12 protein-coding genes and 1 pseudogene are annotated in these 13,068 nt (G+C 65.0%); 6 read left to right on the top strand and 7 right to left on the bottom strand.

Going from position 1 to position 13,068, the window contains the following annotated elements; genetic code table 11:
• Window positions 1-159 precede the first annotated feature (159 nt).
• A complete protein-coding gene (locus J2T47_RS15635; protein ID WP_253448455.1) occupies window positions 160-936 on the top strand; it encodes a spermidine synthase in 777 nt (258 codons plus the stop codon).
• 19 nt (window positions 937-955) lie between these two features.
• Here J2T47_RS15635 and J2T47_RS15630 read toward each other — a convergent pair whose 3' ends face one another.
• The 3 genes from J2T47_RS15630 to J2T47_RS15620 all read right to left on the bottom strand — a co-directional run bounded on the left by J2T47_RS15630 (window position 956) and on the right by J2T47_RS15620 (window position 5,393).
• A complete protein-coding gene (locus J2T47_RS15630) occupies window positions 956-2,623 on the bottom strand; it encodes a ShlB/FhaC/HecB family hemolysin secretion/activation protein (protein WP_253448451.1) in 1,668 nt (555 codons plus the stop codon).
• An 84-nt stretch (window positions 2,624-2,707) separates the two neighbouring features.
• Window positions 2,708-4,342 (bottom strand): collagen-like triple helix repeat-containing protein, encoded by a 1,635-nt coding sequence (locus J2T47_RS15625; protein ID WP_253448447.1) that lies wholly within the window; start codon window positions 4,340-4,342, stop codon window positions 2,708-2,710.
• Between the two features lie 259 nt (window positions 4,343-4,601).
• Complete coding sequence (locus tag J2T47_RS15620) at window positions 4,602-5,393, bottom strand: crotonase/enoyl-CoA hydratase family protein (protein WP_253448443.1); 792 nt, start codon at window positions 5,391-5,393, stop codon at window positions 4,602-4,604.
• A 302-nt stretch (window positions 5,394-5,695) separates the two neighbouring features.
• Here J2T47_RS15620 and J2T47_RS15615 point away from each other — a divergent pair.
• A pseudogene (locus J2T47_RS15615) lies at window positions 5,696-7,428 on the top strand (DEAD/DEAH box helicase).
• A gap of 74 nt (window positions 7,429-7,502) precedes the next feature.
• On the opposite strand, the gene J2T47_RS15610 reads toward J2T47_RS15615, so the two are convergent.
• Window positions 7,503-8,273 (bottom strand): DODA-type extradiol aromatic ring-opening family dioxygenase, encoded by a 771-nt coding sequence (locus tag J2T47_RS15610; protein ID WP_253448440.1) that lies wholly within the window; start codon window positions 8,271-8,273, stop codon window positions 7,503-7,505.
• Window positions 8,274-8,525: 252 nt separating this feature from the next.
• Here J2T47_RS15610 and J2T47_RS15605 point away from each other — a divergent pair, with 252 nt between their 5' ends.
• Window positions 8,526-8,720, top strand: coding sequence for a hypothetical protein (locus J2T47_RS15605; protein ID WP_253448436.1), 195 nt, complete (start codon window positions 8,526-8,528; stop codon window positions 8,718-8,720).
• Window positions 8,721-8,731: 11 nt separating this feature from the next.
• Entirely contained in the window at window positions 8,732-9,388 is a 657-nt protein-coding gene (locus J2T47_RS15600) for a thiopurine S-methyltransferase (RefSeq protein WP_253448433.1), read from the top strand.
• A 55-nt stretch (window positions 9,389-9,443) separates the two neighbouring features.
• On the opposite strand, the gene htpX is transcribed toward J2T47_RS15600, so the two are convergent.
• The 3 genes from htpX to J2T47_RS15585 all read right to left on the bottom strand — a co-directional run bounded on the left by htpX (window position 9,444) and on the right by J2T47_RS15585 (window position 12,172).
• Window positions 9,444-10,319, bottom strand: a complete 876-nt coding sequence (htpX, locus tag J2T47_RS15595) for a protease HtpX (RefSeq protein ID WP_081518629.1) — start codon at window positions 10,317-10,319, stop codon at window positions 9,444-9,446.
• 172 nt (window positions 10,320-10,491) lie between these two features.
• Window positions 10,492-10,932 (bottom strand): hypothetical protein, encoded by a 441-nt coding sequence (locus J2T47_RS15590; RefSeq protein ID WP_253448430.1) that lies wholly within the window; start codon window positions 10,930-10,932, stop codon window positions 10,492-10,494.
• Between the two features lie 28 nt (window positions 10,933-10,960).
• Window positions 10,961-12,172, bottom strand: coding sequence for a pyridoxal phosphate-dependent aminotransferase (locus tag J2T47_RS15585; protein WP_253448427.1), 1,212 nt, complete (start codon window positions 12,170-12,172; stop codon window positions 10,961-10,963).
• 291 nt (window positions 12,173-12,463) lie between these two features.
• On the opposite strand from J2T47_RS15585, the gene msrB reads away from it, so the two are divergent.
• Together msrB and J2T47_RS29225 are read left to right on the top strand one after the other, a co-directional pair.
• On the top strand, window positions 12,464-12,859 hold the full coding sequence (gene msrB / locus J2T47_RS15580) for a peptide-methionine (R)-S-oxide reductase MsrB (protein WP_081518626.1): 396 nt from the start codon (window positions 12,464-12,466) through the stop codon (window positions 12,857-12,859).
• Between the two features lie 59 nt (window positions 12,860-12,918).
• Window positions 12,919-13,044, top strand: a complete 126-nt coding sequence (locus tag J2T47_RS29225) for a hypothetical protein (RefSeq protein ID WP_301295557.1) — start codon at window positions 12,919-12,921, stop codon at window positions 13,042-13,044.
• The last annotated feature ends 24 nt before the right edge of the window (window positions 13,045-13,068 follow it).

Genomic DNA, 13,068 nt, shown 5'->3' with positions numbered 1-13,068 from the left:
CTGTTATTCTTGCGGCTTTGCCGACCTGGCGGTCGTGGCTGGCCGTCTTGATTCGAAGGATTATTGCGTGCGCGAGCCCCTGTATTTCAATGGCAATCCGTGCCGTTCGCCGCTCCCGGCGGATCGCATGGTCATGATCGCTTCCGCCCGGAGCCGGTCATGAGCGAGGAACTGCTGGACGAACAGCCGCTTAACGAAGAACTGCTGATCGTCGAGGAGCGCGATGACTTCGGCGTGATCCGCGTCGTCGAGAGTGGCGCCTTCCGCTACCTGGAGTTCGGCGATGAGGTCGAGCAGAGCTGCGTGCTGATGGGTGACCCGAGCTGGCTGGAGTACGACTACTCGCGCGCCATGCTGGTCGGCGCGCTGTGCCATTCGCGCCCGCGCCGCGCGCTGTTCCTCGGCTTCGGTGCGGGCAGCCTGACCCAGGCCTGCCTGAAGCACCTGCCGCTGGAAGAGGTGGAAGCCATCGAGCTGCGCCCGTCCATCCCGCGCCTGGCCCGCGAGCACCTCGGGCTGGTGGACGACCAGCGCCTGAACCTGCGCATCGGCGACGCCGTACAGGAGCTGGCCGAGTGCGAGCCGGCAGACCTGATCTTCCTCGACCTCTACACCGACACCGGCCCCGCGCCGGCGCATATCGGCTGGGACTTCCTCGGCGCCTGCCGCGAGCGCCTGCGGCCTGGCGGCTGGCTGGTGATCAACCAGTGGAGCACCGATGATGGTCGGCCGCTGGGCGCTGCGCTGCTGCGCGGGCGCTTCAACCGGCATTACTGGGAATGCCCGGTACCCGAAGGCAACGTGATCGTCTTCGTGCCCGCCGAGCTGGACCAGAAGCTCAACCTGCGCGGCCTGAAGAAGCGCGTCGGCCAGCTCGAACCGAAGCTGGGCTATTCGCTGCGCACCTACATCGAGTCGCTGCGCCCGGCGCAGTGAGTCTCTGCAACGGAAGGCGTCAGGGGAACTGGTAACTGAAGGCGAAGTTCAGCCGCGGGCTGCGTTCGTTGTTGTCCAGCGCGCGGTCGCCGAAGGGCTTGGCCACTTCCGCCGACACCAGGTAGTGCTTGCGGTCGGAGAAGCGCACACCGATCGCCGCCGAGCCGAGCTTGGCTTCGGTCAGTCCGTCCTGGTTGTAATGAGTGCGCGCGGTGTCGGCGACCACGTAAGGCTGGATCTGGCTGAGCAGGGTACTCTGCCGCAGGAAGGAATAGTTCACCTCGTAGGCGGCCCCCCAGCCCTTGTCGCCGGAGGCCTGGTCATCGGGGTAGCCGCGACCGAAGTTGGCGCCGCCGTAGGTGACCTGCTCGGAGTCCGGCAGCACGTCGTCGCTCCACTGGAACGCGGCGGTCACCACGCCCTGCCAGTTGGAGCCGAACTGATCCTGCTGCGCACCGTAGCCGAGCAGGCGGGTGAAGTCCTTCTTCACCGGTTCCGGGGTTTCAGCGCCCATGCCGTTGAGGCCCTGGTAGACCGCAAGGCTGCCGGCGCGCACGCGCTTCTCGACGAACTGCTGGACGACGGTTTCCACACCGACCACCCGCAGCTTGCTCTTTTGCTCGATGCGGTAGGGGATGTCCGGATAGACCAGGTCGTAACGGCTGGAGTCGTTCACCGTGTAGCCGCGCAGGGTGACGTCCCAGGTGAGGTCGCGGCGCAGCATCAGTGGCAGGCCAAGGCCGGCGCTGACCCGCTCGTTCTGCCGGTGCCGCTCGAACTCCAGGCCGCTGGCCAGGCGCAGGTTGTCGCCCGGGCGCGAGTTGTACTTGGAGTAGCCGGCCTGCAGCTGAACACCGTTGTCGCCCAGCAACTGGCTGTAGTTCCAGGCGCGGTAGTACTCGTGGTCGTCGCCCGGCGGATAAAGGTAGCTGTACTGCAGCTGCTCGCCCCAGCCGAGTATCGACATCACCTCGGCGTTGAAGATGCCGCGCTGCTGGTTGCGCCGTGAATCCAGGTTCATGCCGGTGTCGAAGCGCTTCTGCTTGCCGGCCAGTTCCAGCACCGCCCCGCCATCGCTGGTGGTGGGCGGGTTGAGCGCCATGGCCAGCTGCAGGCCCGGCACCCGGCTCATCAGCACGCTGAAGCGCTCGAAGCTCTCGCGGGTCAGCGGTTTCTCGGACTTGAGCTTGTCGATCCAGCGGTCCACCCGCGCCTGGTGCACGCCCAGATCGCCGTTGCTGCGGACCTGGGTGATATGGCCTTCGACCAGCACGATGCGCGCAACGCCGTTGTTGAAATTCTGGTTCGGCACGTAGGCGAAGGAAATGAAGTAGCCATCGTCCTGGTAACGCCGGGTGATGGCCTTGGCCGCCGCCACCAGTTCGCTGACCTGGATGGTGCGTTTGGTCAGCGGTTCCAGCAGCGGTTTCCAGGTGGCGACGGGGTAGTGCTTGCCGCCGGCCAGCTCGATGCGCTTGATCTGGATGCGTTGCTGGAGAATCTGCACCGGCTGGCTGGCCGCCGGCTGCGGCGTGGTGACCTTGGGGGCCTTCGGGCGAAGTTCGCCATCGGGCAGGTTGGGGCGGGGGAGGGTCTGTTCGATATCGGAGCCGGGAAGCTGGATCGGGCGCTCGGCCCAGGCGAAAGGTGCAGCCAACAACAGGGGCAGGACAGCAAGTTTGCGCATCTGGCTCCTCCATGAGACCGACTTCGAAAAGGGACCAGGAGCCGTGGGTGGCTCCTGGTTATCACAGTATGGGTGTAATTCGGATTATTGCTTGGGCGTACCGATCGCCAATCCACCACCCAGTCCGCCAGTCACACCACCCAACGCGCCACCCACGGCGCCCAGCGTATTGCCCAGCAGGCCTCCCTGACCGCTGGTACCGCCAGTCGTACCGGCACCTGCGCCGACTGCCACGCCCGAACCCTGGCTGTTGCTGCCGATGCCCACGCCTGCCCCGGCGACCAGGCCGCCACCGCCGGTGAGACTGCTGGTCACGCCGCCGACGGTGCCGGCCACGCCGTTGACCAGGCCGCCTACCGGGTTGCTGCCGCCAGCGGCGCCAGCCAGAGAACCGGTGAGACCGCCCACTGCGCCGGTCACACCGCTGACCAGGCCACCCACCGGATTGCTGCCGCCGGTGGCGCCGCCCAGGGAACCGGTAAGGCCGCCCACTGCGCCGGTCACGCCGCTGACCAGGCCACCCACCGGATTGCTGCCGCCGGTGGCGCCGCCGAGGGAGCCGGTAAGGCCGCCCACTGCACCGGTCACGCCGCTGACCACGCCGCCCACCGGATTACTGCCGCCGGTGGCGCCGCCCAGTGCGCCGGTAACGTTGCCGAGCAGACCACCGCCCGGATTGCTGCCATTGACCAAGCCGCCGGTGGCGCTGACTGCCTGACCCGCATCGCTGACGATTCCGCCGACCGGTGCCAGCGCCGGATTCGCACTGGCTACCTGGTTGCCTGTCTGGGTCACAACACCGCCGACGGTGGTCAACAGGTTGTTCACCGGCGTTCCCAGTCCGGTGGCGGCGCCGACGCCGCGAGTGGTTCCTTCGACCTTGCCGACCAGTCCGGCGGTGGTGCCGCTGAGCTGGGTGGTCAGCTGGCTCAGCGGGCCGGTGGTGACTGCGCCGCTGAGAGAGTCGCCGAGCATGGTGATCTTGCCGCCGACGCCATCCACCAGAGCTCCGACCTGGCCGGTCACGCCGTTGAGCGGGGTGTTGGCCAGCACCGGTGCATCGCCGATGGCCGCCACGGTGTCGCCCAGGCTGCTGACTGCGCCGCCGGTATGACTGACCAGGCCGGTGGCGCCGGCGACGGTGGTGCCCAGGGCGTTGGGGTTGTTGCCCAGTTGGCCGAGGCCGTTGGTGACGCCGGTGCCGACGCTGTCCACACCGGCGCCGACTTCCTGGACCAGGGTGCCGGCATTCTGCGTGACGCCATTGCCCAGCACCGGCAGGTCGACTGTTTTCACCACGGCGCCGACAGTGCTCACGGTATCGCCGACATTGGAGACCGCTTCGCCGGTATTGGTCAGAATATTGCCAGTCGTGCTGGCTGGCGGAGTGGTGCCGCCGCCGGTGCCGTCGCCGCCGCCCGTTCCTCCGGTGCCGCCAGTGCCTCCTGTTCCGCCGGTGCCACCGGTTCCGTCGGTGCCGCCCGTCCCGCCAGTACCGCCAGTACCGCCTGTTCCATCGGTTCCACCCGTGCCACCAGTACCGCCGGTCCCGCCGGTGCCGCCACTGCCATCGCCGCCGGAACCGGAGCCGGAGCCGTCGTCGGTGGTGCTGCTATCGGAAGAGCGGTGGTGACTGCTGCCGCCGTGGCTGCTGCAGCCTTGCAGCGAGAGGGCAACGACGAGAAGGGAAAGTGCGAAAACACGAATCGGACCTGACATAGCGAATTCCTCCATGAGAACGTCAGTCAGCTGGCTGCCCGGTTCGGTATCCCGGCGAGCCGCTGCGCTGCTCTGGAGTCAGTTCTAGAGGTTTGTTTTCAGGCGCGAAATTGGAACTTGTATATAGCCCTTTTGTGTCTTGCAGGTATTTGAATCAAAAGGAAAAACTAAAGGATTATGGCGACTTGCCAGGCGTTTTTAATACCTTGGATATAGCGCTTTTCGCACGATGGTTCCGTTTTGGATTTTCCGGGCACACTCACTTGCCCTGGAATCGGCCTTCGCGACGCTCGAGCATGGCCTTCAAACCTTCCTGGGCGTCGTCGGTAGACAGCAGTTCGCTGGCCATGGCGGGCAGCAGTTTCGCTGCTGCTTCCTCGCCCTCGTCGAGGCTTCGGCGCGCTGAGGCAAGTGTCGCGCGGATACCCAGCGGCGCCTGGGCAGCCACTCGCTGGGCCAGCCAGAGGGCGCGGGGCATGAGTTCTTCCGGCGCGGTGACTTCCTGCACCAGGCCGATGCGATATGCCTCGTGGGCGTCGAACGGGTCGCCGGTCAGCAGCCAGCGCATGGCGTTGCCCCAGCCGGCCACCTGGTGCATGCGCAGGGTGGCGCCGCCGAAGGGGAAGATGCCGCGTTGCACTTCGAGCTGGGCGAAGCGCGCGTTGCTGGCGCACAGGTTGATGTCGGCGGCGAGCATCAGTTCGATGCCCAGGGTGAAGCAGTAGCCCTGCGCGGCCACCAGCAGCGGCTTGGTCAGGCGCCGGCCGCCGAAGGTGCCCCACGGATCAGCCGAGCCCTCAGGCATCGTCCAGCCGGTGCGGAAGGTCTCGCCGATGTTGGCCAGGTCCAGGCCGGCGGTGAAGTGATCGCCGTGGGCGAACACCAGGGCGCAGCGCAGGTCGTCGTCGCGCTCGTATTCGCCGAAGACCAGCACCAGTTGGGTGAGCATGTCCAGGTCGAAGGCGTTGCGCTTTTCGACCCGGTTCAGGCCGAGCAGCAGGACATGGTCATGGCGTTCGACTGTGATGCGTGGTTCGCTGCTGGCGGTCATTGGCGGGCTCCGGTCAGGTGGCTTGCACGGTATAGCCGGCAGGGACGGTGTTGTCCACGGAGTGACCGTTCGCCGGGCATGTTCCGAAAAGAAACACATTGGTCAGGATTTTCCGGTATGATACGCGCCGGCCAAACGCTGGCCTCGTTTCGGATCCCGCATTTTTCCGCAGCTTCAGGCTCGGTCTGTGTGTCCGCAGTGCGGACTTCCTTGACGCATTCTTCCAATCTTCATTTCGCAAATCCCCGCTTCCAGCTGCCTGGGTGACTTCATTGTCGTACAGGGCATGCGCAGCTCGGCTATTGGGTCTTTGCGGATGTACTTAGAGGCAAAACCCATGACCCAGGAAACCGCCGGCTTCGCCGCGCTCGGTCTTCACCCCAATGTTCTCGCTGCCATTGCCGCTGTCGGTTATGAAGAGCCGTCGCCGATCCAGGCCCAGTCGATCCCGGTGATCCTCGAAGGCCACGACATGATCGGCCAGGCCCAGACCGGTACCGGCAAGACTGCCGCGTTTGCGCTGCCAATGCTGTCGCAGATCGAGCCGAGCCGCCGCGTACCGCAGGTACTGGTGCTGGTGCCGACCCGCGAGCTGGCCCTGCAGGTTGCCACCGCTTTCGAAACCTACTCCAAGCAGATGCCGGGCGTCGGCGTCATCGCCGTCTACGGCGGCGCGCCCATGGGCCCGCAGCTGAAGGCCCTGCGCCAGGGCGCTCAGGTAGTGGTCGCCACTCCGGGCCGCCTGTGCGACCACCTGCGTCGCGACGAAAATCTGCTGTCCACCGTCAAGAGCCTGGTGCTCGACGAAGCGGACGAAATGCTCAAGCTCGGCTTCATGGATGACCTCGAAGTGATCTTCGAAGCCATGCCGTCCAGCCGCCAGAGCGTGCTGTTCTCCGCGACCCTGCCGGCCTCGATCCGCAGCATCGCCGAACGTCACCTGAAAGAACCCAAGCACGTCCGCATCGCTGCCAAGACCCAGACCGTCGCCCGCATCGAGCAGGCGCACCTGATGGTTCATGCCGACCAGAAGCCGGCCTCGATCCTGCGTCTGCTGGAAGTCGAGCAGTTCGACGCGCTGATCGGCTTCGTCCGTACCAAGCAGGCCACCCTGGACATCGCCGAGCTGCTCGAGCGCCAGGGCTACCGTGCCGCCGCGCTGAACGGCGACATGCCGCAGGCCCAGCGTGAGCGCGTGATCGAGTCGCTCAAGGACGGCTCGCTGGACATCGTCATCGCCACCGACGTTGCCGCCCGCGGCCTCGACGTGGCGCGTATCACCCACGTACTGAACGTGGACATGCCCTACGATCCGGAATCCTACGTACACCGTATCGGCCGTACCGGCCGTGCGGGTCGCGAAGGTCGCGCCCTGCTGCTGGTGACTCCGCGCGAGCGCCGCATGCTGCAGGTGATCGAACGTGTGACCGGGCAGAAGGTTGGCGAAGTTCGCCTGCCGGACGCCGAAACCGTGCTTGAAGCCCGCCTTAACCGCCTGGCCACCGGCCTGCAACCGCTGCTGGCCAACGCCGTTGCCAGCCGTGGCGCCGTGCGTGACGAGCTGTGCCGTCGCCTGGGTACCGACATGGACACCCTGGCCGCCGTGCTGCTGGCCAAACTGACCGAAGGCAAGGCGCTGGACCTGGAGTCGGTCCGTCGCGAGCAGCCGCTGACCCCGGCGGCCCCGCGCGAGCGTAGCGATCGTTACGAGCGCAGTGAGCGTGGTGATCGTCCTGAGCGTGGTGACCGCCCGGAGCGCAGTGGCGCGCCGCGCACCATGGCTCCGCCGTCCGAAGGCAAGGCCCGTTGCCGTACCGCCCTGGGCGCCCGTGACGGTGTACAGGCGAAGAACCTGCTGGGCGCCATCCTCAATGAGGGCGGCCTGTCCCGCGAGGCCATCGGCCGTATCCAGATCCGCGAGACCTTCAGCCTGATCGAGCTGCCGGAAGAGAACCTCGACCGTCTGCTGACCAAGCTCAAGGACACCCGCGTCGCTGGCAAGGCCCTGCGCCTGCGTCGGTACCGCGAAGACTGATCCGTCAGTCCCCGCGCATGAAAAAGCCCCGCCATTGGCGGGGCTTTTTCGTTTCCGGTATCCCTGCACGAGCTTCAGTCGAAGCGGTAGATATCCATCCCCAGCGCGCCGAGGGTAAAGCCGGCGTGCTCCACCGTCATCGCCGAACCGCCAGCGCCGCGGGCGAAGTACAGCGGCAGCAGGTGCTCGTCGCGCGGGTGATTGCGCACGGCGTACGGCGCCTGCTGGCGATAGTCGAACAGAGCGGCTTCGTCGTCGGCTTCCAGATGCTGCACCATCCAGTCGCGGAAGGCCTTGGCCCAGGGCGTGATGACTTCCGGGCCGGCGTGCCAGTCCAGTTCGCCCAGGTTGTGGGTGATGCTGCCCGAACCGATCAGCAGGATGCCTTCCTCGCGCAGCGCCCGCAGGGTCACGCCGATGCGGTGCTGCATGGGCGCGCCGAGACGGCTGGGCAGGGACAGCTGGACGACGGGGATATCGGCATCCGGGTACATCAGGCTCAGCGGCACCCAGGCGCCATGATCCAGCGGACGGTCGGGATCGAGGGTGGCCGGCAGGCCGTCCTCGGCCAGCAGTTCGACGACGCGCCGGGCCAGCTCCGGCGAGCCGGCGGCCGGGTACTGCACGGCATGCAGCTCGGGAGGGAAGCCGTAGAAGTCGTGCCAGGTGTCCGGCTTGGGCGATGCGGTGACGCGCAGGTCCGGGGTTTCCCAGTGGGCGGAGACCACCAGGATGGCTTTCGGGCGTGGCAGCTCGCGGGCCAGGCGCTTGAGGGGCGCATCGCTGGCGCCGGGGTCGAGGGCGAGCATGGGAGAGCCGTGGGAGATGAAAAGGGCAGGGAGCATGGTGCACCTCACTTCTGGGATGCCTCCATGTTCACGCGCTTATAGATCGAAATCCAGTATAGGTTTTTGAAGCTAATGATCCGATCTGTCGATTGAATGTAGGAATATTCGCGGGTGAATCGGGTTTTGTTGGAATTGCCAACTGGATTGCAGAGTAATTCATGCGGCCTTCCACTGGGCATTTCACAGGATGCCATTCGTTCGATGCGGTAAAGTTTGCAGAAATTTCCTAGGTGAGCATCGGATTTAGTCATGCCGCAAAACGATCAGGTTCTCGTGCTGGAAATAGGGGAGTGCCTGCGCCTCGACGATGGCACCCGGATCTGCGTGCAGCGGGTCCGTGGCGATCAGGTGCGCCTGCAGATCCTCGATGCCGAGGAAGCACAACGAGAAAGGCGGGGCGCCTGGTGGCGCTGTCTGCTGCCGCGCGCCATGCGCAGTGTTTGAACAGGTGATCTATGCAGCATGAATTCTGGCAGTCGCGCTGGGCGCGCAATGAAATCGGTTTCCATCAGCAGGCGGTGAACCCCGGGCTGCAACGCCACTGGCCGAGCCTGGAGGTGCCCGAGGAGTCGCAGGTGCTGGTGCCGCTGTGTGGCAAGAGCCTGGACATGCTCTGGCTGGCGCAATGGGGTTACCGCGTGCTGGGGGTCGAGTTGGCCGAGCGGGCCGCGGTCGACTTCTTTGTCGAACTGGGTGTGACTCCGCAGATTACCCAGGACGGCGCGCTGCGTCGTTACAGCTACGAGCGTCTGGAGATTCTCCAGGGCGACTTCTTCGACGTCACGGCGGAGCAGGTCGCCGAGTGCAGCGGCCTGTATGACCGCGCAGCGCTGATCGCCTTGCCGCCGGACCTGCGGGAGAACTACGCGGCCCATTTGCAGGCCATCCTGCCGCGCCAGGCCCGTGGATTGCTGGTGACCCTGGAATACCCCCAGGCCGAGATGGATGGCCCACCCTTCGCTGTGTTGGCGAACGAGGTGCATGGGCTGTTCGACGAGGGCTGGGAAGTGGAAGAGGTGGAGCGCCTCGATGTGCTGGCGGACAACCCGAAGTTCCTCAAGCGCGGTGTTGGCTGTCTGGACGAGGTGGTGTTCGCGCTGCGCCGCGGCTGAATCGCAGGCATGAAAAAGGGCGACCCGAGGGTCGCCCTTTTTATTGCCTTGAAGCTTAGCGGCCAGCGGCGCGCAGGGCTTCGATGCGGTCTTCCAGCGGCGGGTGGCTCATGAACAGGCCGGCAAGGCCGTGCTTGAGGTTGCCGTTGATGCCGAAGGCCTGCAGCGTGTCAGGCATCTGCACCGGCACACCCTGTTCGGCGCGCAGGCGTTGCAGGGCGGCGATCATCGCGCCGGTGCTGGCCAGGCGGGCACCGGCTTCGTCGGCGCGGTATTCGCGTTTGCGCGAGAACCACATGACGATGATGCTGGCGAGGATACCCAGGACCAGTTCGGCGAAGATGGTCGCGACGAAGTAGCCGATGCCCGGGCCGTCTTCGTTCTTCAGGATCGCCTTGTCGACGAAGTTGCCGAAGATGCGCGCGAAGAACATCACGAAGGTGTTCACCACGCCCTGGATCAGCGCCAGGGTGACCATGTCACCATTGGCCACGTGGCCGATCTCATGGGCCAGCACGGCTTTCACTTCTTCGGGGGAAAAGCGCTCGAGCAGGCCCTGGCTGACCGCGACCAGTGCGTCGTTGCGGTTCCAGCCGGTGGCGAAGGCGTTGGCTTCGTAGGCGGGGAAAATGCCCACCTCCGGCATCTTGATGCCGGCCTCGCGGGACAGTTCTTCGACGGTCTGCAGCAGCCACTGTTCGTGGCGGGTGCGCGGCTGGCTGATGATCTCGGTGCCGGTGCTCATCTTCGCCATCCACTTGGAGATGAACAGCGAAACCAGTGAGCCGGCGAAACCGAAGACGGCACAGAAAATCAGAAGGCTACCGTAATTCTGGCCGGTGAAACGGTCCACGCCGAGCAGTTTCAGGGTGATGCTGGCGATCACCAGAACTGCCAGGTTGGTGGCCAGGAACAACAGGATGCGCATCATGGCGTAAAGCTTCTCCTCACGGTGACATTGGCGAAAACCGCAGTGGAACGCGGCTTTCCGGATCGCCGGGCACAGTAACGCACGGGATCGCTGAATAGTATGCGGGGTATATACGGTTGGCCCCCAGGCGATTCAACTCGGGGACTATTTCAACTTGTGTCGCTTGCTCGTATTACGAGCGTCCGAGATCGCTCTCGAAGAGTAGACGGGTCAGGCGCGCGATGCGTTCCCCGTGCCGGGCGGCCAGCGCTTCGCGCAACTGGTTGGCCAGCGTGGCCTGGTCGCGGCGCACGCTGGGCGGCAGTTCCTCGCCGTCGCGCACGGCGTGGGGGACGATCCGGGTCAGGCGCATGAAGGCCTTTTCGCTGAGCACCGCCTGGTCGAGGGCTTCGTAACGAATGGTTGCCTCGAAGCGCAGATAGCCTTCATCGGCCAGCCACAGCAGCGCACCCAGGCAACTCTGGTGGCGGGTGCTGGGCAGGCCGAACTCGTCGGGCTCTTCCCGGCCGATCAGGTCCTCGATGTAGAGGGCGATCTTGCGCGGGAAGGCCTGGTAGAGCGCCAGCAGGCCCGAAGCGGCATCCTTGTAGAAGTCGTCGATCTGCAGGTCCATTTATGCGCGGGGATTCACTGTCGAGGATTTACTGGCGATAGCTTTTCAGGAAGTTACCGATGCGTCCGATGGCCTGTTCCAGGTCATCGACACGCGGCAGGGTAACCACCCGGAAGTGATCCGGCCAGGGCCAGTTGAAGGCGGTGCCCTGAACGATGAGCAACTTCTCGGAAAGCAGCAGGTCGAGAACGAACTTCTCGTCGTTGTGGATCGGGCAGACCTTCGGATCGATGCGCGGGAAGGCATAGAGCGCTCCCATGGGCTTCACGCAGCTGACGCCGGGGATGTCGTTGAGCAGCTCCCAGGCGCGGTTGCGCTGTTCCAGCAGGCGGCCGCCCGGCAGCACCAGGTCGTTGATGCTCTGGTAGCCGCCCAGTGCAGTCTGGATCGCGTGCTGGCTCGGCACGTTGGCGCACAGGCGCATGTTGGCCAGGATGTCCAGGCCCTCGATGTAGCTCTGCGCCTTGTGTTTCGGGCCGGAAATGGCGATCCAGCCGGAGCGGAAGCCTGCCACGCGGTAGGACTTGGACAGGCCGTTGAAAGTCAGGCAGAGCACGTCCGGCGCCAGGGAGGCGGTGGAAATGTGCTGGGCCTCGTCGTAGAGGATCTTGTCGTAGATCTCGTCGGAGAAGATCACCAGGTTGTGCTGGCGCGCGAGTTCGACGATGTCCAGCAGCACTTCCCTGGAGTAGACCGCGCCGGTGGGGTTGTTCGGGTTGATCAGCACCAGCGCCTTGGTGTTGCTGGTGATCTTCGCCTTCATGTCGGCGACGTCGGGGAACCAGCCCGCCTGCTCGTCGCACAGGTAGTGCACCGGCTTGCCGCCGGAGAGGGCGACAGAGGCGGTCCACAGCGGGTAGTCGGGCGCCGGGATCAGCACCTCGTCACCGTTGTTGAGCAGTGCCTGGAGCGCCATGACGATCAGCTCGGACACGCCGTTGCCCAGGTAGATGTCCTCGATGCCGACGCCTTCCACCTGCTTCTGCTGGTAGTACTGCATCACTGCCTTGCGCGCGCTGAACAGGCCCTTGGAGTCGCTGTAGCCCTGGGCGGTCGGCAGGTTGCGGATGACGTCCTGGAGGATTTCGTCCGGCGCTTCGAAACCGAACGGCGCCGGGTTGCCGATGTTCAGCTTGAGGATGCGGTGGCCTTCCTCTTCCAGGCGCTTGGCGTGCTTGAGCACGGGCCCGCGAATGTCGTAGCAGACGTTGGCGAGCTTGTTCGATTTGGTGACCTGCATGATCTGGGATTCCGAAATAGTCCGCGGCCGGCGACTTGGCAGGCTGTAACGCGGGTGACAGACTGGCGTCAAATGAGGGGTTCGGAAGTGCTTTTCCCTGGTGTCGACCCTGAAAATCGACAGGAAAACAGTGGAATTCTCGAAAAAGTAGAGTTTTTAAGGCTTTTCTATCGCGAGAATGTCGCTGTGCGGCAGATTCTGAACCTGACGTTAACCACGCGCATCATACGTGCGGCCCGATTCCCGGAAAAGGAGGCATCGGGCATTTTTTCCATTAATGGAGGCAGATCGATGGAAAAGCTGGAAAAGCCCCTGGATTCCTGGCGTGACGAACTCACCGACGAGCAGTTCCATGTCTGCCGTCTGGGCGGCACCGAGCGCGCCTTCACCGGCGAATACCACGACACCAAGACCCCCGGCATCTACCACTGCGTGTGCTGCGGCACGGCGCTGTTCGACTCCGACGCCAAGTACGACTCGGGCAGCGGCTGGCCGAGCTATTTCCAGCCGGTGAACGGCGAAGTGGTCAAGGAGCTGGAAGACTTCAGCCACGGCATGCACCGCATCGAAGTGCGCTGCGGCAAGTGCGACGCACACCTGGGCCACGTCTTCCCTGACGGTCCGCGGCCGACCGGCCTGCGCTACTGCATCAACTCGGCATCCTTGAAGCTGGTGCCCAAGGAGTGACCGCAAGGCCCGCCACAAGCGGGCCTTTTCTTTTGGGCGCTCACCTGTAGGAGCGGGCCATGCCCGCGATCAGCGGACACCGTCCGCTGTTGTCGCTGAACGCCATGGCTGAGGTCGGTCGCCATGGGCTGATTCCGGCCTGGCGGCCGGTCGCGGGCATGGCCCGCTCCTACAGACGAGGCTGAGGCCTTTCATATCGCTGGGTGATT

The organism is Pseudomonas nitroreducens, from assembly GCF_024170165.1.
In the GTDB taxonomy this organism is placed as follows: Bacteria; Pseudomonadota; Gammaproteobacteria; order Pseudomonadales; family Pseudomonadaceae; genus Pseudomonas; species Pseudomonas nitroreducens_C.
Note: the sequence above shows the minus strand (reverse complement) of the source record. Positions and strands in the feature narration are given on the sequence as shown.